Annotated in this window: 23 protein-coding genes; 9 read left to right on the top strand and 14 right to left on the bottom strand. The window is 55.1% G+C overall.

Annotation, left to right across the window (positions count from 1 at the left end):
• Positions 1 to 148: 148 nt before the first annotated feature.
• Complete coding sequence (locus TH30_RS12570) at positions 149 to 1,042, bottom strand: LysR family transcriptional regulator (protein ID WP_309471221.1); 894 nt, start codon at positions 1,040 to 1,042, stop codon at positions 149 to 151.
• 109 nt (positions 1,043 to 1,151) lie between these two features.
• Between TH30_RS12570 and TH30_RS12565 the strand changes: the two genes are divergently transcribed.
• Positions 1,152 to 2,162, top strand: a complete 1,011-nt coding sequence (locus tag TH30_RS12565; RefSeq protein ID WP_114098429.1) for a YeiH family protein — start codon at positions 1,152 to 1,154, stop codon at positions 2,160 to 2,162.
• A gap of 164 nt (positions 2,163 to 2,326) precedes the next feature.
• On the opposite strand, the gene TH30_RS12560 is transcribed toward TH30_RS12565, so the two are convergent.
• Complete coding sequence (locus TH30_RS12560; RefSeq protein ID WP_114098428.1) at positions 2,327 to 2,734, bottom strand: DUF779 domain-containing protein; 408 nt, start codon at positions 2,732 to 2,734, stop codon at positions 2,327 to 2,329.
• 74 nt (positions 2,735 to 2,808) lie between these two features.
• The gene (exaC, locus tag TH30_RS12555) at positions 2,809 to 4,329 is read right to left on the bottom strand and encodes an acetaldehyde dehydrogenase ExaC (RefSeq protein ID WP_114098427.1); all 1,521 of its coding nucleotides are present in this window, start codon (positions 4,327 to 4,329) and stop codon (positions 2,809 to 2,811) included.
• Positions 4,330 to 4,693: 364 nt separating this feature from the next.
• Between exaC and TH30_RS12545 the strand changes: the two genes are divergently transcribed.
• From TH30_RS12545 to TH30_RS12530, 4 genes are all read left to right on the top strand, one after another.
• Positions 4,694 to 6,592, top strand: coding sequence for a sigma-54-dependent Fis family transcriptional regulator (locus TH30_RS12545; protein ID WP_114098425.1), 1,899 nt, complete (start codon positions 4,694 to 4,696; stop codon positions 6,590 to 6,592).
• Between the two features lie 239 nt (positions 6,593 to 6,831).
• Positions 6,832 to 8,772 (top strand): asparagine synthase (glutamine-hydrolyzing), encoded by a 1,941-nt coding sequence (asnB, locus tag TH30_RS12540; RefSeq protein WP_114098424.1) that lies wholly within the window; start codon positions 6,832 to 6,834, stop codon positions 8,770 to 8,772.
• A gap of 255 nt (positions 8,773 to 9,027) precedes the next feature.
• Positions 9,028 to 10,572: a glycerol-3-phosphate dehydrogenase gene (gene glpD / locus TH30_RS12535; RefSeq protein WP_114098423.1), complete on the top strand. Its 1,545-nt coding sequence runs from the start codon at positions 9,028 to 9,030 to the stop codon at positions 10,570 to 10,572.
• A gap of 199 nt (positions 10,573 to 10,771) precedes the next feature.
• Entirely contained in the window at positions 10,772 to 12,565 is a 1,794-nt protein-coding gene (locus TH30_RS12530) for a Na/Pi cotransporter family protein (protein WP_114098422.1), read from the top strand.
• 5 nt (positions 12,566 to 12,570) lie between these two features.
• Here TH30_RS12530 and TH30_RS12525 read toward each other — a convergent pair whose 3' ends face one another.
• Complete coding sequence (locus TH30_RS12525) at positions 12,571 to 13,035, bottom strand: GNAT family acetyltransferase (RefSeq protein WP_258548713.1); 465 nt, start codon at positions 13,033 to 13,035, stop codon at positions 12,571 to 12,573.
• 211 nt (positions 13,036 to 13,246) lie between these two features.
• On the bottom strand, positions 13,247 to 13,927 hold the full coding sequence (locus tag TH30_RS12520) for a hypothetical protein (protein ID WP_114098421.1): 681 nt from the start codon (positions 13,925 to 13,927) through the stop codon (positions 13,247 to 13,249).
• Positions 13,928 to 14,134: 207 nt separating this feature from the next.
• On the opposite strand from TH30_RS12520, the gene TH30_RS12515 reads away from it, so the two are divergent.
• The 3 genes from TH30_RS12515 to TH30_RS12505 all read left to right on the top strand — a co-directional run bounded on the left by TH30_RS12515 (position 14,135) and on the right by TH30_RS12505 (position 18,001).
• Positions 14,135 to 14,860: a response regulator gene (locus TH30_RS12515; protein ID WP_114098420.1), complete on the top strand. Its 726-nt coding sequence runs from the start codon at positions 14,135 to 14,137 to the stop codon at positions 14,858 to 14,860.
• The gene (locus tag TH30_RS12510) at positions 14,857 to 16,500 is read left to right on the top strand and encodes an ATP-binding protein (RefSeq protein ID WP_114098419.1); all 1,644 of its coding nucleotides are present in this window, start codon (positions 14,857 to 14,859) and stop codon (positions 16,498 to 16,500) included. Before TH30_RS12515 ends, TH30_RS12510 begins: the two co-directional genes overlap by 4 nt.
• A gap of 196 nt (positions 16,501 to 16,696) precedes the next feature.
• On the top strand, positions 16,697 to 18,001 hold the full coding sequence (locus TH30_RS12505; protein ID WP_114098418.1) for an adenylate/guanylate cyclase domain-containing protein: 1,305 nt from the start codon (positions 16,697 to 16,699) through the stop codon (positions 17,999 to 18,001).
• Between the two features lie 86 nt (positions 18,002 to 18,087).
• Here TH30_RS12505 and TH30_RS22560 read toward each other — a convergent pair whose 3' ends face one another.
• From TH30_RS22560 to TH30_RS12485, 4 genes are all read right to left on the bottom strand, one after another.
• Positions 18,088 to 18,639 (bottom strand): hypothetical protein, encoded by a 552-nt coding sequence (locus TH30_RS22560; RefSeq protein ID WP_258548712.1) that lies wholly within the window; start codon positions 18,637 to 18,639, stop codon positions 18,088 to 18,090.
• Positions 18,640 to 18,726: 87 nt separating this feature from the next.
• Positions 18,727 to 18,993 (bottom strand): RebB family R body protein, encoded by a 267-nt coding sequence (locus TH30_RS12495; protein WP_114098417.1) that lies wholly within the window; start codon positions 18,991 to 18,993, stop codon positions 18,727 to 18,729.
• A gap of 59 nt (positions 18,994 to 19,052) precedes the next feature.
• Complete coding sequence (locus TH30_RS12490) at positions 19,053 to 19,376, bottom strand: RebB family R body protein (RefSeq protein WP_114098416.1); 324 nt, start codon at positions 19,374 to 19,376, stop codon at positions 19,053 to 19,055.
• A 107-nt stretch (positions 19,377 to 19,483) separates the two neighbouring features.
• A complete protein-coding gene (locus TH30_RS12485; protein WP_114098415.1) occupies positions 19,484 to 19,708 on the bottom strand; it encodes a RebB family R body protein in 225 nt (74 codons plus the stop codon).
• Between the two features lie 59 nt (positions 19,709 to 19,767).
• Here TH30_RS12485 and TH30_RS22105 point away from each other — a divergent pair, with 59 nt between their 5' ends.
• Positions 19,768 to 19,923, top strand: a complete 156-nt coding sequence (locus TH30_RS22105; RefSeq protein WP_181850266.1) for a hypothetical protein — start codon at positions 19,768 to 19,770, stop codon at positions 19,921 to 19,923.
• Here the strand turns inward: TH30_RS22105 and TH30_RS12480 are convergent.
• The 5 genes from TH30_RS12480 to TH30_RS12460 all read right to left on the bottom strand — a co-directional run bounded on the left by TH30_RS12480 (position 19,920) and on the right by TH30_RS12460 (position 23,110).
• Entirely contained in the window at positions 19,920 to 20,219 is a 300-nt protein-coding gene (locus TH30_RS12480) for a RebB family R body protein (protein WP_114098414.1), read from the bottom strand. The two genes, TH30_RS22105 and TH30_RS12480, sit on opposite strands and share 4 nt — an antisense overlap.
• An 11-nt stretch (positions 20,220 to 20,230) precedes the next feature.
• Positions 20,231 to 20,530, bottom strand: coding sequence for a RebB family R body protein (locus TH30_RS12475; protein WP_114098413.1), 300 nt, complete (start codon positions 20,528 to 20,530; stop codon positions 20,231 to 20,233).
• Between the two features lie 125 nt (positions 20,531 to 20,655).
• Positions 20,656 to 20,991 carry a RebB family R body protein gene (locus TH30_RS12470; RefSeq protein ID WP_114098412.1) on the bottom strand — a complete coding sequence of 112 codons (336 nt, stop codon included), beginning with the start codon at positions 20,989 to 20,991 and terminating at the stop codon, positions 20,656 to 20,658.
• 236 nt (positions 20,992 to 21,227) lie between these two features.
• Positions 21,228 to 21,551 (bottom strand): RebB family R body protein, encoded by a 324-nt coding sequence (locus tag TH30_RS12465; RefSeq protein ID WP_068518667.1) that lies wholly within the window; start codon positions 21,549 to 21,551, stop codon positions 21,228 to 21,230.
• A 230-nt stretch (positions 21,552 to 21,781) separates the two neighbouring features.
• The gene (locus TH30_RS12460) at positions 21,782 to 23,110 is read right to left on the bottom strand and encodes an RNA polymerase sigma factor (RefSeq protein WP_181850264.1); all 1,329 of its coding nucleotides are present in this window, start codon (positions 23,108 to 23,110) and stop codon (positions 21,782 to 21,784) included.
• Between the last annotated feature and the right edge of the window lie 291 nt (positions 23,111 to 23,401).

Genomic DNA, 23,401 nt, shown 5'->3' with positions numbered 1-23,401 from the left:
AGTCGTTCATTGATTGACCTGATTGTGGAGCAAACCGACGATCAGGGGCCGTTCTGTGTAAGCTTTTCGATAGAAGCTTGTCCGAAATGCTGCATTGCGCATTCGCAATTTACATTTGGAAAATTTCCAAATACGCGTTGAATGCGGCTTAATGTCGTTGGTCAAGGCACAACTTTTCCAGCGCCAGAGAACTTCGAGTTTGCTGGCGTTCTTTATGGCGGAGCACCATGAATTTGCGGGGCGGGATCGGGAAGCTTGCACGGGCCAGTCGGCCTTGGGCGATCAGGGAGCTGACGGCGAATTGCGAAACGGCGGTGGCGGCAAGTCCGGTTTCAACGGCGGTAATGACGGCCTCGTTGCTGGGCAGGACCAGTGCGGTTTTAAGCCGTGCCGGGTCAACACCAAGGTCGCGTAATGCATTTTCGAATTCCGATCTGGTGCCCGATCCGGCTTCGCGCAGGATCCAGTTGGTCTGGGTGACAAGGGCCTGTGCGGTCAAGGGCCTGCCATCGGCCCAGGGATGCTTGGGGCCGACCACAATCACCAGCGCATCTTCGGCAACTTCGCGTTTGGCAAGGGCAGGTTCGTCAATGTCGCCTTCGATAAAGCCGATGTCGGCCGCCCCGCCGCGTACCGCATCAGATACGGTCTTGGTGTTGCCAATGGTCAGATGGATTTCAATGCCGGGATATTGATCATGGAACTTCATCAGGAACGGTGGCAGCCAGTAACTGGCAATCGTTTGACTGGCATAAACATTCAAATCCCCGCGCTGCATCCCGCCAAGCTCGGCCAGTGTCAGTTCGGCAGCACGTGCGCGGGCCAGTGTTGATTTGGCTTCATCAAGGAACAAGCGCCCGGTCTGGGTCAGTTCGATCCGCCGTCCGACCCGGTTAAACAGCGCCACACCATAAAAACCTTCAAGGTTCTTGATCGCCGAGCTGACCGCCGAGGGAGTCAGACCAATTGCCTCGGCCGCGCGGGTCAGATGTTCGCGTTCGGCGACAGCAACAAAGATCTGCAATTGTTCAAGCGTCATCATGGCAAAGCTCAATCGTTCGATTTAATCGAATGAAATATGAGTTTTTATTAGATGGAAGTAAATGGTCTGGCGTGAGATTTTCCCGATGTGATCAAAGCACAGGAAAATCATGTTTTTTAACGCCCGCATCAAACCGATCCTGCCAGGCCTTGCCGTGACATTGCTTGTCGCACTGGCTGCCAAGCTTGCCGAACATGCCGAGCGCGTGTTTTTCGGGCGTGGCTGGGTGGAAAGTCTGGTCTTTGCTATTCTGATCGGGGTGGTGGTGCGATCGGTGTTTGGGTTGGCCCCGCGTTATTTTGCCGGTGTGCGGTTCTGCGGCAAGACAGTGCTTGAGATCGCGATTGTTTTGCTGGGCGGGTCGATCAGTGCGCAGGCCATCGGATCTGCGGGGGGCGGGCTGGTGGTTGCCATCGTGGCTGTGGTCTGTATCAGCCTGTTTGTCAGCTATCATATCGGTCGGGCCTTGGGATTGTCAGAGCATCTTTCAACGCTGGTGGCCTGTGGAAACTCGATTTGCGGCAATTCGGCGATAGCTGCGACCGCTCCGGTGATCGAGGCCCGGTCCGATGATGTGGCGGCCTCAATTTCCTTTACGGCGGTACTTGGCGTGCTGTTTGTGTTTGTCCTGCCGCTGCTTCATGCCGGGCTTGGCTTGTCCGCTACCCAGTATGGCATTTTTTCGGGTCTTACCGTTTATGCGGTGCCACAGGTTCTTGCCGCAACCGCCCCGGCAGGCGCGCTTGCTGTGCAGGTGGGCACGCTGGTCAAGCTGATCCGGGTTTTGATGCTGGGACCGGTGATTTTTACCCTCGCACTGCTTGGCGGGCGGGCACGTGAAACCCGACTTCCGATTTCGCAGGTAGTGCCCTGGTTCATCATCGGATTTATCGTCATGATGATTGCACGGTCATTCGGGCTTTTGCCGGAATTTGCGCTGGGCTCAATGAAAACCGCATCGTCGTTCCTGACGATCCTTGCCATGGCGGCCTTGGGATTAAGTGTTGATATCCGCAATGTCATGCATGTCGGCGGGCGGGTGGTTGTTGCAGCGTTGTTGTCGCTGATGTTTCTGTGCATGCTAAGCGGGCTTGTGATTGTGGTTCTGGGCACCGCATAAAAAAAAAGCCCGCCACCTGAATGGGGGAGGCAGCGGGCCAGGAAGAAGAAGCTACGGAAAGATTTGCAGTGCCATCAGCACCTTCTGGTGTTTCGGGGAGAAGGCATCATGGGGGATGACGCCCGGAACGAAACGCCGCGGGTAACAGCTGAAGCCTGTGAAACCTAGATGTCGGAGATGATCGGTTTCTTTTCCTCCGCCTTCTTCAGGATATTCCATTCATCGTCACTGAAAATCCGGGATCGGGTCAGAAAGCGTTTGCCCTCGGGCCCTTCAAGCGAAAACATTCCGCCGCGACCATTGACGACATCAATGATCAACTGGGTATGCTGCCAATATTCAAATTGCGCCCGCCCGATGAAAAACGGACTGCCTTCAATTTCGCCCAGCAACACATCCTGATCACCGGTTTTGAACTCGCCAGCGGGAAAGCACATCGGCGCGCTGCCATCACAACACCCGCCCGACTGATGAAACATCACCGGCCCGTGGATCGATTTAAGCTTCCTGATCAGTTCAATCGCCGCATCTGTGGCGGTAACCCTGACTGGAACGGTTTCTGATCCGGTCATATTCTGCCTCCTTTTCGCGAAAGGCGACCGGACGCATCCGGGAGGAGATGCGCCCGGTCACGGTCATTGCGCGATCAGAAGAAGCCCATCGGTTTCGGATCGTAGGAAACCAGAAGGTTCTTGGTTTGCTGATAATGGTTGAGCATCATCTTGTGGTTTTCACGACCGATGCCCGACTGCTTGTAACCACCAAAGGCCGCGTGGGCCGGATAGAGGTGATAGCAGTTGGTCCAGACACGACCGGCCTTGATATCACGGCCAAAGCGGTACGAACGGTTGGCATCGCGCGTCCAGACACCGGCACCCAGGCCATACAGCGTGTCATTGGCGATATGAAGGGCTTCGGCATCGTCCTTGAAGGTGGTTGCCGAAACAACCGGACCAAAGATTTCCTCCTGGAAGATGCGCATGCGGTTGTGGCCCTTGAAGATGGTCGGCTGGATATAGAAGCCGCCCGCAAGGTCGCCGCCCAGATCCGCCTTGTCGCCACCACAGAGGACTTCTGCCCCTTCCTGTTTGCCGATATCGAGATAGGACATGATCTTTTCCATCTGCTCGGTCGAGGCCTGTGCACCCATCATGGTGTCGGTATCAAGCGGGTTGCCCTGTTTGATGTTTGCAACACGCGACAGAACGCTATCCATGAATTTGTCATAGATGCTTTCCTGAATGATGGCGCGCGACGGGCAGGTGCAAACTTCGCCCTGGTTAAGGGCAAACATGGCCATGCCTTCGGCGGCTTTCTGACGGAAATCGTCATCTGCTGCCATGATGTCTTCAAAGAAGATGTTCGGTGACTTGCCACCAAGCTCAAGCGTCACCGGAATGATGTTTTCCGATGCGTATTGCATGATCAGACGACCGGTGGTGGTTTCACCGGTAAAGGCGACTTTGGCCACGCGGTTGCTTTGTGCCAGCGGCTTGCCGGCTTCGACACCAAAGCCCTGCACGACGTTGACGACACCTGCCGGGATCAGATCGGAAATCAGTTCCAGAAGGACGCAGATCGAAGCCGGGGTCTGTTCGGCCGGTTTCAGAACAATACAATTGCCTGCGGCAAGGGCCGGTGCCAGTTTCCAGACCGCCATCAGGATCGGGAAGTTCCACGGAATGATCTGGCCAACCACACCAAGTGGTTCGTGGAAGTGATAGGCGACCGTATTGTCATCAATTTCGCCAAGCGACCCTTCCTGTGCACGAATGGCACCGGCAAAATAGCGGAAATGATCGATCGCCAGCGGAATGTCAGCGGCCAGCGTTTCGCGCACGGCCTTGCCATTGTCCCAGGTTTCGGCAACAGCCAGCATTTCCAGATTGGCTTCCATGCGATCAGCGATCTTGTTGAGCATGTTGGCACGCTCGGTCACCGATGTTTTGCCCCAGGCCGGGAAAGCGGCATGGGCGGCATCAAGTGCTTTTTCGATATCTTCGCTTGATGAACGGGCTACCTCGCAGAATGGTTTGCCATTCACCGGCGAGACATTTTCGAAATACTGGCCCTTGGACGGAGCGACCCATTCGCCGCCGATGAAGTTCTCGTAACGGCCTTTGAAGCTTACCGGACTGCCGGCGTCATTTGGATTCTTGTAGATCATTTTGGTTCCTCCGAGATCGACAGGCGATTTTTTCGCCCGCTTTTTGATTGTGACGGTGCCTTATCCGCAAAGGTCATGCCACTTTGGTCACGTTTAGGGATAGGGGCGAAAAATGACCGGTTTTCATGCGGTTACCGGGATGCCGAAAAGGTCGCCAGGCAAAGACGGACGGCGAACAGTCCGATACAAACGGCGCAAATTGTTCCAAAAATGGAACAGTCCGGATTGAACGGATTTTTTACCGCGAAACTGTTTGGCGTGAAGGGCCCCCGATATGGTACGATTGCCATTGTGATCGGATGCGGCACAAGCCGCGCCACCGGAAAATTCCGGGTAAAACACCGACACAAGGGAGATAGCGTCTATGTCAGGAAACCTTCCCGGCGGACGGATAGAAGCAGCATTGCAACTTAGCGGTGGTGCGCAAAATCGTGCGGTGCTTGAAAGCTGGCAACGGTGTGAAGAACGCTTTGGTCTGGCTCATGACACCTTGCGCCGTCCCGAAGTCATGCCCGAAAGCCAGACCCGTCAATTGCGTGATCGCAACGGGCGGCTTTATCACCATGCCCATGATCTCGTCCGGACCCTTTATCGCAAGATTGATGCGTCGGGTTATGCGGTGTTTCTGACCGATAATAGCGGCGTGATCCTTGACAGTGTTGCCGCCCATTCCCTGTTGCCATCATTTCGGACCAACGGCCTGTTGCCCGGCGCTGTCTGGAGCGAGGAGCGTGAAGGTACGAACGGCATTGGCACCTGTATTGTCGAAGGACGCCCGATCACCATCCATAAGGATGAACATTTCCTGTCCCAGCATTCCGTGCTGACCTGCACAGCTGCCCCGGTCTTTGATCCCGATGGCAAGGTGTGCTCGGTGCTTGATGTATCGGCTGTGCGCGATGATATCAAACGCACCGATTGCCTGCGCGTGCGCGGCATGGTGGCCGATTACGCCGATGCACTTGAACGCATCCTGTTTTTTGATGAACGGGCTGGCGATGTGATCCTTCATCTTCACCCCGAGGCCCGGCATGTCGGATCGACCCGCGATGCGATGATTTCAATCGCCCCGGATGGCAAGATCAACGGGGCGACGTCAACAGCGCGCCGCATTCTTGCCGCAGCCAACAATTCCACTGACATCGCCGATATGTTCGAGATGGATGTCGATGCCCTGTTGTCGAAATTCACCGCACAGGACGGCGGGAATTCATCGGCCATGGCGCTTAATATTGCCGGGGGCGGGGTTCTGTTTGGCTCTGTGACGATGCCGGAACGGATGCGCCGTCACTATGTCGGGCGATCTACCCCGATTGCCAGCAGAACGCCCGCACCAGCAAGGAAGATTGCGCAGATTGCGGATCGTGATCCGGCATTGCGCCGGATTTACGATATCGGAACGCGTCTGCATGCGCGCGATATCAATATCCTGATGTCGGGTGAAACCGGCAGTGGCAAGGAATATCTGGCGCGTCATATCCATGAAGCAACCCTTGGAAAATCCAGAAACTTTGTTGCGATCAATTGTGCAGCCCTGCCCGAAGGATTGATTGAAAACGAACTGTTTGGCCATGCTGGTGGGGCCTTTACCGGGGCAGCAAGAGACGGATTTGGCGGGCGCATCCGCGAAGCCAATGGTGGAACGCTGTTTCTTGATGAGATCGGCGATATGCCGCTTGCCGCTCAGGGACGGCTGTTGCGTGTTCTTGAAAGCCGCAAGGTCGAACCGCTTGGCAGTACCAAGTCGGTACCGGTCGATTTCCGCCTGATCTGTGCAAGCAATGTCGATCTTGGTCAGGCGGTAGCGGATGGCAAGTTCCGCGAAGATTTGCTCTATCGGATCAAGGGCGCGCGTCTTGCCGTTCCGCCCTTGCGTGAGCGCAGTGATATTGTCGATGTGATCGGGCGGTTGTTGGCTGCTTTGTCGAATGATTATGTCGAATGCAGTGATGAAGTGATCAGACTTCTGACCCGTCATCAATGGCCGGGCAATGTGCGCGAACTGATCAATGTGTTGCAATATGCCAGTGTCTTTGCCGAAAACGGTGTGATTGAAGGCGATCATCTTCCGGACGATTTCCGCATCGAGACAATCAAACCCGCAACATCGGCACGCGATGCGATTGAACGGGCCGAAGAAGGCGCGCTGCGCCAGCTTCTGGACGATCATCACTGGCATATCAGCAACACGGCCAAGGCGCTTGGTATCGGACGCAACACGCTCTATCGCCGGATGGCGCGACTGGGAATCGAGAGGCGCTGACTTGCCGCGTCATACCCTTTTGGTCGCTTATGTCTCGTCCAAAGAGCCTGCCCTTATCCTTTTGCAGGGCGGCTTTGGCGCGTTTCAGGTGTGATTGATCCGAATGCCGACCTGCCAGATTGCCCGGATTGCCTCATCCGGGCATTTTTATGTGTGCAGCATCGGGTTTGCAGAATGTTTTCATTGTAGAATGTGCCGTTATTGTTTTAAGTAACGGCAGGGTTTTACAGGATTATTTTATGTGTGGAATTGCCGGTTTATGGCTGTCTGGACAAAGTGACGCAAGCGGATTGGGCGATGCTGTATCGCGCATGAATGCGGCACTGCATCATCGCGGCCCTGATGGCGGCGATGTCTGGGTTGATTCCGATAATGGTCTGGCACTTGGCCAGCGCCGCCTTGCGATCATTGATCTTTCTGATGCCGGTAAACAGCCGATGCATTCGGCCAATGGCCGTTATGTCATGGTCTATAATGGCGAGATCTATAACGCGCCGGAACTTCGCGAGAAGCTGGCTGCGGCCAATATCAATGTTGCCTGGCGCGGGCATTCCGACACCGAAGTCATCCTTGAATGCATTGCCCATTGGGGCGTGCGCGATACGATCAAGCGCCTGATCGGCATGTTTGCGATTGCCCTGTGGGACAAGGAAGCAAAGAAACTGACGCTTGTGCGTGACCGTCTTGGCATCAAGCCGCTTTACTGGTCTCGCTATGAGGGCAATATAGGCTTTGCATCCGAAGTCAAAGCGCTTCTGGCCGGTGGTGCCATTTCACGCGAAGTCAATCAGGCTGGTCTTGAGGCCTATCTTCGCTTTGGCTATGTGCCATCGGGGCTTTCGATCTATGCGCATGCCAAGATGCTCAAGCCCGGTCATATTCTTGAGGTAACCTCGCACGACCAGGCAACCGAGACGGCCTATTGGTCGGTTGAGGATGCGGTCCTCAACGGGCAAAAACATGCATGGAGCGGCGATGATCAAAGCGCGATTGATGCGCTTGAAGATTTGCTCCGCGATGCTGTTCAGCGCCGCATGGTTGCCGATGTACCGCTGGGTGCATTTCTGTCGGGCGGGATTGATTCATCGACCATTGTTGCCCTGATGCAGTCGGTTTCGGATCGTCCGGTCAAAACATTTTCGGTCGGTTTCGAAGACGAAGCCTTTAACGAGGCGGCTTTTGCCGGTGAAGTGGCGCGCCATCTTAAAACCGATCATACCGAACTTTATGTCACGCCCAAGGATGCGCTTGATCTGGTGCCGAAGCTTTCGGAAACCTATGACGAGCCGTTCTTTGACAGCTCGGCCATTCCGACCTATCTGATTTCGGCCCTGACCCGCAAGGAAGTCACGGTTGCGCTTTCCGGTGATGGCGGGGATGAAACATTTGGCGGCTATACCCGTTATCTTTGGGCCAAGCAGCTGAGTGCCGCAGCAGGCAGTATTCCGTTTGGTGCGTCACTTGTGTCGCGTGGTCTGACCATGCTGTCACCAGAGCAATGGGACAATCTTGTCGGGCTGGTTCCGGGCAAGCTTTCGACCAGTGCGATTGGCGATAAAATCCATAAGGCTGCCCCGCTTCTGGCGATCAGGGATGATCTCGACCGGTATCATGCGCTGCTGTCGCTGTTTGATAGCGACAAGCTTCTGGGCAGCCGTTCCTCGCGCAAGAAATTCCGCGTTCCGGGTGAGATGTTCTGTCGGAACCGCAATCTTGACTATGTCTCGTCCATGCAAATCATGGATACGATGATGTATATGGTTGATGATGTTCTGACCAAGGTTGACCGTGCATCGATGGCCAATTCGCTTGAGGTCCGGGTGCCGTTTATCGATCATCGCGTGATCGAATTTGGCTGGCGTCTTCCCGCACGGCTCAAGATGAATGGGTCGACCGGCAAATATGCCCTGCGCCAGATTCTCTATAAATATGTGCCGCGCGAAATGATTGATCGCCCGAAAACCGGTTTTGGCGTGCCTTTGGCGCAATGGCTGCGCGGGCCGCTGCGTGAATGGATGGGCGATCTTCTGGCCAATGACGCACTTTATCAGGACTTTGGTCTGGACCGCCGTCAAATCGAAAAGCTGCAGAACGAACATATGAGCGGCAAACGCAACTGGGGTCATCAGCTCTGGACGATTTCCATGCTCTCGGACTGGCAGAAACGCTGGCTGGCCTGACGGGCTGACAAACCCGACATTCCAATTTCATTGCATCCATGAACGCCCCGCCTGAATATCAGGCGGGGTTTTTCAATTTATTTCAAAAATGAACTTTTCAAAATTTTCATGCTGTCTGACCTGCATCTGGCAGTTGGCGCATGCGATGGAGACATGGCTGTGTCGAATAAATGTCACAATTCGAAACTTGAAAATTTTCGAAAATGAACTATTTTGAGATCAAAGAGAGATTCCTTTGGCTGAAAGAGGCCCCGCATGGCGACGACTGCACATTACGATCTGATCATTATTGGTGGTGGCATTAACGGTGCCGGCATTGCCCGTGATGCGGCGGGCCGCGGCCTTAAGGTTCTGCTCTGTGAAAAGGATGATCTGGCCAGCGCAACCTCGTCAGCCAGTACCAAGCTGATCCATGGTGGTTTGCGCTATCTGGAACATTATGAATTCCGGCTGGTACGCGAAGCTTTGACCGAACGAGAAGTGTTGCTTGGCAATGCGCCGCATATCATCTGGCCGTTGCGCTTTGTGTTGCCGCACCGCAAGGATTTGCGCCCGGCATGGATGATCCGTCTTGGACTGTTTCTTTATGATCATCTTGGTGGTCGCAAAAAACTTCCGGCGTCCGAGGGCATTTCATTTGCCAAGCATGTATCGGGTGCGCCGCTTCGTGATGGCGTGACAAAGGGCTTTGTCTATTCCGATTGCTGGGTCGATGATGCGCGTCTGGTGGTGCTTAATGCCATTGATGCCAACGGCTTTGGCGCGGAAATCCTGACGCGCACCAAATGTGTCGGTGCCAAGCGCATCAAAGATCAGTGGCAGGTTGCCCTGCGCGACGAGGAAACCGGCGCAGAACGGCAGGTGTCGGGCCGGATGCTGGTCAATGCGGCGGGGCCCTGGTGTGCTGATCTGATCAATCCGAAAAACGGTGTGGTGCAATCTGATACCAAGGCCGATATTCGTCTGGTCAAGGGCAGCCACATTGTCGTGCCCAAGCTGTTTGACCATGACTATTGCTATATCTTCCAGAATGGCGATGGGCGCATCGTCTTTGCCATTCCCTATCAGGATGATTTTACCCTGATCGGAACCACCGATGTTGATTTCGCCGGTGACCCGGCCAAGGTCAAAATCGATCAGACCGAAATCGATTATCTGTGCAAGCTTGCCAGCGGTTACTTCAAAAAACAGATATCGTCCGACGATGTCGTCTGGACCTATTCCGGTGTGCGTCCGCTTTATGCCGGAAATGGCGAAAGCGAAAATGCATCAAAGGTTTCGCGTGATTATACCCTTAAACTTGAAGCCAATGACGGGGTTGCCCCGGCACTGCATGTGTTTGGCGGGAAAATCACCACCTATCGCAAGCTGGCGGAACATGCGCTTCAGATCATCACCAAGCAGCTTGGCACCCGCGATGCGCCATGGACCGCACGTGAAACCCTGCCCGGTGGCGATTTCCCCAATGCATCCTATGATGAGGCGCTTGCGCTTTATGCTGGTCAATATGGCTGGATGGATCGCGGGTTGCTGAAACGGTTGCTGCGTGCCTATGGCACCCGGATTGAACTGATTGTCGGAACCGCATCGAAAATGACCGACCTTGGCACATGCTATGGTCATGACCTTTATGAAGCGGAACTGCGCTATCTGATTGATCATGAATGGGTTCGCAAGATTGATGACCTGATCTGGCGACGTTCCAAGCTTGGCCTGCGTCTGAGTGCGGAACAGATTGCTGCACTTGAAACCCGTCTGGCACCGGAAAAGCAGTCAGAACGCGTGATCGCCGCGCAATAGATGCGATATCTGTCGTCAGACAGGTTGGAAATTTAGAACAGGGGCAGTGCACCGATCCATATCGTGCGCTGCCCCTGTTGTTTTATGCGTCCGGATGTCTTGCGAAATGTGTGTGCCTAGGTTTCTGAAAATCCTGACAATTATTGCGGGCTGTAGTAATGCTTGTGGGCTGGTTGTCCTTGATTGCGGCGGGTTTTGAATGTCCGGGTTCCTTCGCCTATTGCTGTTAAGTCTGTCCTTCTTCGTTCTTGATCTTTCGACTGCACAGGCAGCCGAGGACGGGGGAACGTTGCAAGCGGGCTGGATGGCGGTCGGGCTTGTCGGGGGCCTTGCGCTGTTCCTTTATGGGATGGATCATCTGGCAAGTGCGCTTAAGACCCTTGCCGGTGCAAAGCTGCGCTTCATCCTGTCAAAAATGACGCGCAACCGTTTTATGGCGGCGATATCGGGTGCGCTGGTGACCGGGCTTGTGCAGTCTTCCAGTGTCACGACGGTTCTGGTGGTCGGCTTTGTGTCGGCGGGGTTAATGCCCTTTGCCCAGTCAATTGCCGTGATCATGGGGGCCAATGTCGGCAGTACCCTGACCGCTCAGATCATCGCATTCAAGGTCGAGGCCATCGCGCCGTTGGTGATCGCGATCGGTTTTGCCATGACCATGATGGGAACACGCAAGCGTGTTGCCCTTGCCGGGAAGGCGATCCTTGGCATGGGGATGCTGTTCTTTGGCATGGGCATGATGAGCGACGCGATGGAACCACTGCGCACCTATCCGCCCTTTATCGATCTGATGGCCCAAATGCAAAACCCCGTACTTGCCATCATTGTCGCCGCCGTTTTTACCGCCCTTGTGCAATCGAGTGCCGCGACAACGGGGATTGTCATTGTTCTGGCCGGGCAGGGCCTTGTCAGTCTTGATGGCGGGATAGCCCTGATTTTCGGAGCCAATATCGGGACCTGCTTTACCGCCCTTCTGGTGACAATCGGCAAGGGCCGGGATGCCTTGCGGACCGCAATTGGACATGTGCTGTTTAACATTGGCGGTGTGTTGTTGTGGCTTCCGTTTATTTCGCAATTGTCGGAATTCGTGTCTGACATCACGTATGTGACCAATGGCGGCAGTACCGATATTGCGCGCGAAATTGCCAATGCACACAGCATTTTCAACATTGCCAATGTGATCCTGATGATCGGTTTCGTGCCGTGGATTGCCCGGCTGATCGAAAAGCTGGTGCCGCTTGAAACCGTCATTGACCCGCCGCTTGATCCCAGCCCGAAATATCTGATGCATGAAGTGACCGACACGCCTGCAGCGGCAATTGCGCTTTTGCGCAACGAGGTCATCCATATGGGGGATATCGTGACTGATGTTGTCCGTCGCGGTCGCGAAAATCTGGGGAAGCCGACGAGTACCAGACTGCAACACATTGCCGAGCTTGATGACGGTGTCGATAGTCTTCAGGACGCGATTGCACTGTTTGCCAGCAAGGTCCGCCGGTCAGAGCTTTTGCCTTCGGAACAAAGAAGGCTGCAAAACGAACTTGAAGTCAGCAACCACCTTGAAGCGGTGGGGGATCTTGTTGCCGAGGAAATGGTGGATATGGTCTCGGAGCTGATGGATATCGGGCAAATCCCGTCCCAGGAACGGCGCACCCAGCTGGCCGAGCTGTTTCAGATCGGCGAGGATTGTCTCAAACAGGCACTTACCGCCTATTCAAGCGAAGATCGCGAAACGGCCATGGCCGTTCTGGCACGCAAGGCCGAATTCACCGACAAGATGGAGCTGACATTGCGCCGGATCAGCGATGCCATCGGTCCGCGTGATGTGGATATCCGGTGCTATCGCATCAATGTGGCGCTGGTTGAACGCATCTATCGGTTGTTTGAGCGTGCGCGTCGCATTGCCCACGCGACGATTGCCGTGATTGATGACAAGGCGCCATCGGACAACGGTCAGGACATGCAAACCGTTGCCGATGCTGCCACCGGGTCCTGATCGTCCTAGGAGGTTTGACGTTCAAGCGGGGGAGTGTCGATATCCTTCTGCATCACGGTGACATCAAGCGCACGATAGCCAAGATGGCGATAGAAATCCTGTGTCTTGCTGTTTTCCGAGCGCACCATCAATTGCATGCGCCAGACACCCTGATCGCGTAACCAGCTTTCGGCAATGTCCATAAGTCTGCGACCAAGCCCGGATTTCTGAAGCGTCGGAGCAACCGCCAGATAATAGACCCATCCGCGGTGACCATCGTGACCGGCCATCACGGACCCGATAATGTTATCGCTGTTATCTTCCCAGACGAGAAGGGTCGCATCGGTCGCATTGACCGCAAAGCCGATATCCCACGCGGGCGGATTATAGGGACGATAAAGGCCGGTATCCTGCCAAAGTTGTGTCAGGGCGGGGATGTCATCAAGGGTGGCTGTTCTTGGGCTGTCGTTTGGGGCGGTCATGTTCGTCATTGTTTTTCTTTCGGGGCGCAGTTTTTAATCGCCAAGAATGATGATCAGGATTGTGGTCGTCAAACCAAAAAAACATGAAAAATCAACGACACATAAGAAGTGCCCCCAAGGGGGAAACCTTGGAGGCACTGGGGAGTGTCCGGGGTATCGGTTGGGAATGAAGCCCCCGGACCGGGGTGGGGATTGTGTCAGGGGTTCGTTTCGGCTGATCTTAGCTGATCGGGCGGCCGGTCACGCTGCTGAGTTCCATTTCACGGACAATGTCACCCGCCTGATTGGTAACCGTCGCGGTATAGGTGCCACGCGGGGTTTCTGCCAGTTTGTCGAGTTTAAGTTCACCATTGCCAAACCGGATGACCATGGCATTGGCCAGAAGGTTCATCTGATCGGCGGTGAATTTTTGGCTGTAGCGTTCTGCCTTATCCGGGCGTGGCATCAGTTTTCGCAAGTCACGACGTTCCTCGCGGTCCATGCGGCCGGATTTGGCATCAAATGAGATGACTTCAATAACGTCGCCCTCGGCATTGACCAGAAGGACGTCGATCTTGCCCGGTTCTTCTGCCGTAAGGGCATCTCCGGTCTTGAGATCAGCCGAGCTGGATTTCAGAAGCATGGCATCGACCAGAATGCGGGCCTCGGCCGGGGTCAGCGGGGTTGCACGTTCGCGGGCTTGGCTGCCAAACATGCCGCCTTTGCCATGTTCGCCACGCTTGCCACGCTCAGCACATTCACCGCCGGATTTGTCACCACGATGATGGTCGCCGCCAAACATCGCCCATTCACTTGGTGCGCCACGATCGCCAGGTGATGCATAGGCTACTGCAATCGGGGTCGCAATCAGGGTTGATGCAAACAGGGCAGCTGCAATCTTGATTTTATTGGTGGGCTTCATCGTAAACCTCTTACGGTTGGGGGGATCGCTTGTTGAGGTCTGTTATCGCCGATGATTGTCGCGAAATGATCCCGAAGAACCGGCAAATTGGTCGCAAGATTTGCCAAAAGTCCGAAATGCGACAATTTGATACAAATTGCCGTTTTTGCCCCAAATGCCAACGCGCTAAGTTACACTGAGCAGACCGTTCCAATGACAGGACCGCAAATGAGCGACCAGCCCCATATTCTTGTTGTCGATGACCACCGTGATATTCGCGATCTTCTGGGGCGTTATCTGCGTCAGCATGAATATCGTGTGTCACTGGCGTCTGATGGTCGCGAATTGCGCAAGATGATGGCTGATGACGTCTCGCCTGATCTGATTGTGCTTGACCTGATGATGCCTGGTGAAGACGGGCTAAGTTTGTGTCGCTGGCTGCGCGAGAACTATGATGTGCCGGTTGTCATGCTGACCGCCCTTGGCGAGGAGACGGATCGCATCATCGGTCTGGAAATGGGGGCGGACGATTATCTGGCAAAGCCGTTTAATCCACGCGAACTACTGGCGCGGATCAAGGCGGTGCTACGCCGGGCGCAAAGTCTTCCGGTCGGGCGCAAGGGACCGCTTCCCGGTGGGGAAGTCCATTTTGATCGATGGATACTTGATCGCACGCGCCATGAATTGCGCGATGCCAATGATGTGGTCCTGCCGCTGAGTGCCGGGGAATACGGGTTGCTTTGCGCCTTTGTCGAACATCCCAACATGGTGCTTAACCGTGACCAGTTGCTGGATCTTACCCGTGGACGCGAAGCCGTTCCCTTTGATCGCAGCATTGATAACCAGGTCAGCCGTCTGCGTAAAAAGATCGAAACCGATGTCAAAAACCCGACCCTGATCAAAACTGTCTGGGGCGGGGGATATATGTTCACCTGCGAGGTGGTCGAGAAATGACCAAGCGCCGCCTGATCAAACGTCTTTGGCCTCAAAGTCTTACCGGGCAGCTTGTCTGTCTTCTGCTTGGTGCAATTATCCTGACCCATATTGTGCTGGGCGTGATGCTGGCCGATGAACGCCGTGATGCGCTGGCCTCCGAGCGGCGCGGAAATGCATTGTCACGTGTGGCGGCAATTTCACGTATTTTGACGACAACACCGCAGGATAACTGGGTCGATGTCCTGCGTGTCGCCCAGTCACCGCAAACCCGTTTGCGACTGGTCGACAAGACCGAAGTCGCACATTCGGACGGGCAGATATCTGACAAGCTTACAGGCAAACTGAACGAAGCTCTGACGTCGGGGGCAGGAAGTGTTCCCGGGATTTCTGCGCGGGTGGAAATCCTGACAGAAGATGACTGTTGGGCCGAACGCAAATCCCTGCGACACGCCAAGGAAGCCTTTCTGGACCAATACCGCGAGGAACGCTCAAAGCGTACGTCTGACCACGATGATCGCGATAAACATGATGATGACCATGATAAACGCACAGCACCGTGGGAATTCCGCTATATGGAGCGCTTTGACTGCCATGTCGCACCCGTGATGCAGATTGCTGTTCCGATCATCCCGATATCTGGTGATGGTTCGGGCGGTATTCCGGGCGATGGATCATTTGATGGTAATGGTCCGGCGGAGGCACCCTCGAACCGCAACAGCACCGATGTCCAGCCACAAGTCTGGCTCGAAGCAATGATTGGCGGTGTGATGCCGCCGCCATGGTTTGTCTTTGACAATGTGCTGCGCGTTGCCTTGTCCGCGCTGGTGATTGCGGTGATCACATTCTTTATCACGCGGCGCATCTCGCGATCATGGGTGCTTTTGGCCAATGCCGCCGACCGGGTCGGGCGCGGGGATTATCCCGAACCGGTACCCGAAACCGGCCCGATTGAAATTCGACGTGCAGCCAAGGCCTTTAACCGCATGACGGCACGTCTTAAGCGGTTTGTCGAAGACCGCACGCGGATGCTGGCTGCCATTTCCCATGATCTGCGCACGCCGATCACGTCGCTTCGTCTGCGGGCTGAATTTGTCGACGATCCCGAAAACCGTTCGCGGATCATCGAGACGCTTGACGAAATGGAACAGATGGTCGAAGCGGCAATGGCCTTTGCCCGCGAAGAAACGGCAAATGAAGATACCCGCAAGATCAACATCACCGCCCTTGTTGAATCCGCAGTCGAGGATCTGGCGGAAACCGGTCGCCCGATTTCCTTTGTCGGAGACGGTGCCGCGCGGATTTATCCATGTCGACCGCTTTCGGTCAAACGGGCCTTTGGCAATCTGGTATCCAATGCATTGCGGTTTGGCGATCATGTCGAGGTGAATGTGCGCGACGCCGATGATGATGGCTTGTGGATTGAAATTGCCGATGACGGGCCGGGGATTCCGGTTGATAAACGCGAACAGGTGTTTGAACCGTTCTTCCGGCTTGAAGAATCACGCAATCGTGACACCGGGGGTATCGGCCTTGGAATGGCCATCGCGCGCACCGCCATTCGTGCCCATGGCGGGGAGATTTACCTTGAAGAGTCCCCGAAAGGCGGGCTTTTGGCGCGGATATACCTTCCACCGGCAAGGTTGGATACCAAAGCGTAGATTACGTCCGGTTTTGGTGAGTTTTCAGCAAAATCATAAGGTTAAGAATTTTTGACAACTTGCCCTTGCGTTTTTAATGACTAATGGTCATTTGTGTGCCGGGAAATAGATTGTTTCCAAATCAATAATTGCGAATTGGCATTGCTGTTCTATCTATGCAATGCAAAAATAAACGCGAAAATGGACGGAGCGAACAATGAACAATAACGGCCAGGACTCAGCAGTCGTGACCTCGCTACCGGGCACCAACAATGCCCAGGCAGCGCGCGGCTTTGTGCGTTCTGTCAATGACTGGCTGATGGAATGTGCGCTTGATGATACCGATATCAGCGAACTTCTGTCAGGGATGGTCAGCCGCCTTGTCGCATCGGGCATCCCGATTGACCGCGTGATGGTCGCCTTCAAGACCCTTCATCCCCTTTACGAAGGGGTTTCCTATATCTGGAACAAGGAAAGCGGACAGGTCGAACGTTCAACCCATATGGGGGTTGGTGATCAGGATCAGGACTGGGCCGAAAGCCCGATGAAATGGATGCTCGATAATGATGTCAGCTTCATGCGCCGACATCTGATCGGGCCAAGCGCGGTGATCGATTTTCCGGTTCTTGAAAGTTTCCGCCGCAACCGCGGGACGGACTATTATGCGTTGATGACCCCGTTTGTTACCGACCGTGACAGCACGCTTGATAGCAACCGCATTTTCATGACCTATCTGACCCGTCGTCCCAGCGGTTTCTCGGACGAGGATCTGGCGATCCTTTCGGGTATTCAGCGCCGTTTTGCCGTGTCGTGCAAGATGCGTATCAATCATGAAGAAACCAGTACCATTCTCGAAACCTATCTGGGTTCGGACGCCGGGAGCCGTGTGCGCAACGGCCAGATCAAGCTTGGTGACAGTACCAAGACCCGTGCGGTGATCTGGTTCTCGGACATGCGCAATTCGACATCGGTTGCGACCCATGTTGGCGATGATGCCTTTCTTGGGGAAATGAATGATTTCTTTGCAGCCACTGCGGGGGCTGTGCTTAAGCATGGTGGACAGGTTTTGCGCTATATCGGGGATGCGACACTTGCGATTTTCCCGATTGGCGAAGACGAAAACAATCTCGAAGAAGCCTGCCTTGCCGCTCTTTATGCCGCAGCCGAGGCGCAGCTTAATGTTGATGCGCTGAATGCCACGCGCGAAGAGTCCGGCAAACCGCCATTTGACTATGGCCTTGGCATGCATGTTGGCGACGTGATTTACGGTAATGTCGGAGTGTCCGAGCGTGTCGACTTTACCGTGGTCGGGCAGGCCGCAAACGAAGCCGCCCGGATTGAACAATTGACCAAGCAACTTGGCAAACGCGTTCTGGTCAGCCAGACGGTCGCAAGCTTCATTTCCTGCCCGACGCAGGAAATGGGCGCCTATGAGCTTCAGGGAACCGGAGTCAGCGTCAAACTGTTCGCCCCTGACTTCTCCGAGGCTTGCCACCGGATCGAACTGATGCGGGCCGGTTAATCAAGCCAGAAGAACGACAATCAAAAAGGCCGGTTCCTTGAAAAAAGGACCGGCCTTTTTGATTGCGGTGACATCCGGATTACTCTTCACGCCAGACTGTCAAAATCCTTTACGACGCTGCTGGCCGACTCACCCACACTTGCGAATGTCTTTTGCGCATCGGTTACGGCCTGGGTCGCGGCCTTGATGATGTTGGCATAGGGGTCGACTTCTTTTTTGACCAGCATCTGTTGCATGGCGACACCGGTGGTGGCTGATGCCATCGACATGATGTTGCGCAGATAATCGGTTGAATCCTGCACGGCATAGGCAGCTGCCTGCGCGACCTTTTGATAGGCAACACCATTTGCGCCCGGAATGGCCCCGTTAAGGACAGCGTGATTGGTGGTTCCAACCGCCTGGACGATTTGCGGGTTCAATGCGGTGCTAAGGGGCGGGGTGCTGGCCGGACTTGATGTGTTGGCAGCCGCACCGGTGCTGTCACCTGCGCTGTCTGCATCACTGGACGGTTTGCTGTCATCAGCACCGCCTGCTGCCGCCTTGGTGCCGGAAGGATCGCTGCCCTCGGCGTTTTCCGAAGGGGCGGCGTTATCGGCATTGCCGGATGCATCGGGATTGGTGTTGTCATCATCTGCCATCATGGACCTCTTGCGGGGTATATGTGCGCGGGGCGTATAAACGCGCCGTTGCCGTGTTTAGTGCCTTGGCATCAGAACTATCGGTGCTCAGGACGTGCTATCGCCGCCTTTGCCACCCATGCCGCCGCCGGTACTGTCAAGGATCATGCGGCATGCGCTTGACGTGACGGCATTGCCAATCTGTTGCAGTCCGCCCTGGGTTTGCATGGCGTTTTGCATCGACAGACTGATGGAATGGGCCATCGTCTGATAGACAAGGCCCATGGCCTGTGCCGGTGCCTCGCCCAGAACCTTGACGTTGGTCTGGGTCACGGCGTCCGTGATTTGTGCATTTACAGGGGTGTTGTCTGCCATGTCACGCCCTCATATTTGGACCGTTGCCTGGCCGCAGAAAGACCGGGCAGGTCAGATGCCTAGCGGCGGGTTGCTGCCAAAATTACCAGAAGTGTCAAAAGCGTATCGGCATTGTCAGACCGGCCAAGCTTGGCGGTGGCCTGTGCTCCGGCCATGGTATTGACCGAATAAAGCTGCATCACGCCCTGATTGGTAGCGGCCTGCGAGCAGATCGATGCCTGTTGCTGGGCCTGAACCGCGTTCTGGAACAGGATGGATGTCGAATGTGCGGCACTTTGATAGATCGAGCCCATCGCATTGGCGGGCGCGGATCCAAGAATGCTGACCGAGCTTTGTGTAACAGCATCGGTAATCTGACCGTTCACCGGGGTTGGAATAGCCATGATATCCTCCGAAAAGGCGGTCCGGATGACCGCACATCTTTAGACGCGTATTGCAGGGATTTGTGATCTGTTTCGCGGGCCTTTTACCGTCCCGTGAAAAATGTGTCCTAACCCGCCTGTGCCGTAATCAGGGCGACAAGCTTTGATGTGGCGGTATTGACGACCTGTTGCATGTTGCCCTGGGTGAGTGTGGCATTTTCCATGGCAAGTCCCGTGGCATGGGAATGTGATTGCAATGCGATGGAAACCGCCTGTGCCGGACTTTCACCAAGCACCTTTACGTTGGTCTGGGTAACGGCATCGGTGATTTGTGGATTGACGATGTTGCTCATGGTTCGTCCTCTGTCGTTTCATCGTCTTCTTCGCCGGAACCGGAACTGCCATAATCGAAATGTTCCTTGAAGCCGGTTCCGTTGCCGATAAATCGCGGATCGAGCTTGCCATACCAGGGCAGATTGTTTTTACCGTCGTCCTGATCTTCGTCGTCGTCATCGTCAGGGTCGTCCGATCCGTCATCAAGACCCTCCGCGCCGCCATAACCGTCTAGGTCGGCGAGGGATCCTTTTTCTTCCTGGACGTGCCACCCTGCGGAGCCGTAAAAAAATTTGGCTTGTTGTCCTGAACCGAAAGTGTGGCCTTGGCACATTCCATGGTGGTGGCCAGACTTGCGACCGATTGCTGCTGCTGTTCATTGACCATGTTGGCAAACAGGATGCCCTGTGCCTGGGCCTGTGACAGATAGGACTGCATCGCCCCGATTGCCGGACCATTGGCAATGACCGAGGTGTTGGTCTGGGTCACGCTGTCGGTGATTTGTTCGTCGACTTCGTTTTGGGTGCTCATCGCAGTGATCCTTAATAGTTACGACGATTCATCAATTGCAGAACGCTTTGGGTCATGGTCGTCATGCCGATCATGGCGTTCTGCTTTTGGGCGGACACCATGTTCGCCATCAGAATGTTCTGGGACTGGGTCTGGCCCAGCATTGATTGCAAGGCGGCGTAACCCGGTCCGGCACCCAGTGTCGCGACATTGGTCAGTGCGACACAGTCCGTGATCTGATCGGAAACCGCACATTGATGCGGTTCGACCTCGGCGGCGAGTTGGGTTTGCTGGGAACTGTTGCCGTCTTGCGCTGAAGGTGTCGATGGCATGTCCGTCTCCTTGCCTGACCTGATTTGTACTTACCGGTATGACGCGGGGCTTTGAGGTTTGTGAAAGAAAAAGCCCGGCAAGCTTGCGCATGCCGGGCGGGTTCGGCGGCGAAACCAATATGGAATTACGACACGGACGTTCCGGTCGTTGCCTTGAGAGCCGACAAAAGCGAAAGCATGTTGTCGGGGACGTCGCTTGCGGCCAGCTTTGACGTCGCAACGGCACCAGCCATGGTGTCGACAGAGTAAACCTGAATGACGCCCTGATTGGTGGCTGCCTGCGAAGAGATGCCGACCTGTTGCTGGGTACTGACAGCGTTCTCGTAGAGAATGCCATGAGAATGCGCCAGCGACTGGTAAAGCGAGCCCATGGCCATTGCCGGCGCATCGCCCAGAACCTTTACATTGGCCTGGGTGACTGAGTCGGTAATCATGCCATTGACCGGAGTGTTATCAGCCATTGTGTATCTCCTGGTTGCCTAAAGAAGTGCCGGAAGGAAGTTGACCCTCGTGACCGGCCCTTTCCGCATGTCTTGCGGTCAGACTTTTGACGCGGCGCGCCCGGTGTTGTGACACAAAGCGCGTAAAAACTTCGGTGGGTCAAAGCCCGGTTTCCCAATAAAAATCGGGCGGTCGCCGATGGAAGCAACCGCCCGATTTGAGGAAGACCTGTGTGGGGGATACAGGGTGCCTGGTATCAGCTTTTGACGGCCTGAAGGGCGGTCAGAAGCGAAAGCATGTTGTCGGGAACATCGCTTTTGGCAATCTTCGAGGTCGCGACCGAGTCTGCCATCGTATCGACCGAATAGATCTGGATGACGCCCTGATTGGTGGCGGCCTGCGAGGTGATGCCGATCTGCTGCTGTGCGCTGACGGCGTTTTCATAAAGAATGCCGGTGGAATGTGCGAGGGACTGGAAGATCGAGCCCATTGCCATTGCCGGGGCGTCGCCCAGAACTTTCACGTTAGCCTGGGTGACTGCATCAGTGATCTGACCATTTACCGGGGTCGGAATCGCCATTGTAAAGTCTCCTTCGTGTGCTTGTGCTGTGTGCTGCTTGCTGTTGTGATCCTGACGGGGTTTCGCCGTCCCGTTTTCAGTCTAAAGACGTTGGCCCTGTTGGGTTGTGACGCGTCTTTTTATTTTATCGTCGGTTTTTTCAGTGCCCGTGGGGCTGTCCCCGTGTTTGTCCGGGGTTGAAAAAGGTTTGCTCGGTCCAGACCGGTTCTGATCGGTGCAGGGCAGACGGATTATTGAATGCCCGCCCCTCTGAGATGTTCGCGGGCCAGCTGGACGCGCTTGCGCACCGCGCAATTGCTTAATCCAAGGGCCTCGGCAATCTCGTCGTAACTGCGATCCTGAACGCATCGCATCAAAAGCGGTTTGCGCAATTTTTCATGCATCGCCAGAAGGGCCGTTTCCAGCTGGTCAAGTTGTTCACCTGCCAGATAGGATTCCTCGGGGCTTGGAATGATCGGCGCTGTCATCGGGGAAGCCGGGGTATCGGCGCTGCCATGTGTTTCTTCACGATATTCGGCCTTGCGGCGGTTCTGGCGGTGCAGATCAATACAGGCATTATGGACAATCCGTGAAAGCCATGCGCGGTGGTTGCGGATTTCGTCCATGGAATCTTCGAACTTGGTGGATGCCTTGACCATCGCCTCGGACAGCGCATCCTGCGCATCATCCATATTGCCCGACATCAGTTTCAGACACTGTTTTAAAAGACTGTCCTGCTGATCAATCCAGAGCGGCCAGAAATTGGGGGCGGCTGGGCCGGTATCACCGTCGAGATCCGGACCCGGATGTCGGGCGGGATTTGGCCACGCGTCTGATCGGCTGTGGTCGGGGGTTCCCGTCGGGGAATGGGGCGGAATGTCGGTTGTGCCCGGCATGGGTTGGCGCAAATCCGGTTGAACAAGGCCGCCTGGCAGAAGCCCGCGCAAAACATCCATCGGGTTGCTGCCCGATCCGTTAAAACCGGGAAGTGCGCCAGCAATGATATCTTCGGGGCGCGGGCCGATATTTGACGGTTCCAGTCCCGGGAAACCCGCAAGCGGGTTGAAATCGGCCGGATAACCGGGCGGGGGACTGTGTCGGGGGGCCGGTATTTCCGATTGCGCAGTCGGTATGTGCATTTCTGTCGGATGGACAGGTGTTTGCTGCGCCTGACGTTCTGTCGCTGCTGCCAGATCGGCTGCCACCGTTGATCCAAAGGACATTTGTGTCGTGCGCTGGATAACCGATGCGGGATCAAGGGCAAAAGAAGATATATCTTCGTTGCCATCGACAGTTTGTCTGTCCTGTCGGGCAGGGGACAGGGCAGGGTTCTTTCGGGTGCCGAACTCGCCATCGTTGTCGCCCGCGCTGCAAGCTGCAGGGTCGGTTGTGCGAAGCCTGTCGAGATAGTCTTCGGCGATGCGCGCCCGTTGATCGGGTTTTAACCGCGACCAGATGGATGTGACGTTATCGCCGTCTGCCATCGCCTGACCCAAAGTTTGTTCAAGGCTATGAACGAAATGCAGCTCGACCTCGGTCAGACCTGCCTCTTCCTGTTGGTTGGTTTTTTCGTTCTGCACTATGGACCCCTCCAGTTGATAGATTGCAACCATAGGCTGTTTAAGTTATGCGGCCTTTATTATGACGTGAAAGCTAAGTGATTGTGAATAAAAGTTATAGTGCAATTATAGGTTGTGTAATGGTGCATATCCTTGCAGCCTGATTCTTCCGGCCCAAGAGAATTTTAAGGCGCTTGTTTCTGCCTGATTGTGCGTTTCTTCCGAGCGCTGCTTTGTGTCGCTCTATCCACATTTCAGGCGCGCATCAGGGATGCCGGACCATCTTCCGGGTCCGCTCCGCTGTTATAGTGA

It is taken from the genome of Thalassospira profundimaris (assembly GCF_003326795.1).
In the GTDB taxonomy this organism is placed as follows: Bacteria; Pseudomonadota; Alphaproteobacteria; order Rhodospirillales; family Thalassospiraceae; genus Thalassospira; species Thalassospira profundimaris_C.
This window is presented reverse-complemented; position numbering and strand designations above follow the sequence as displayed.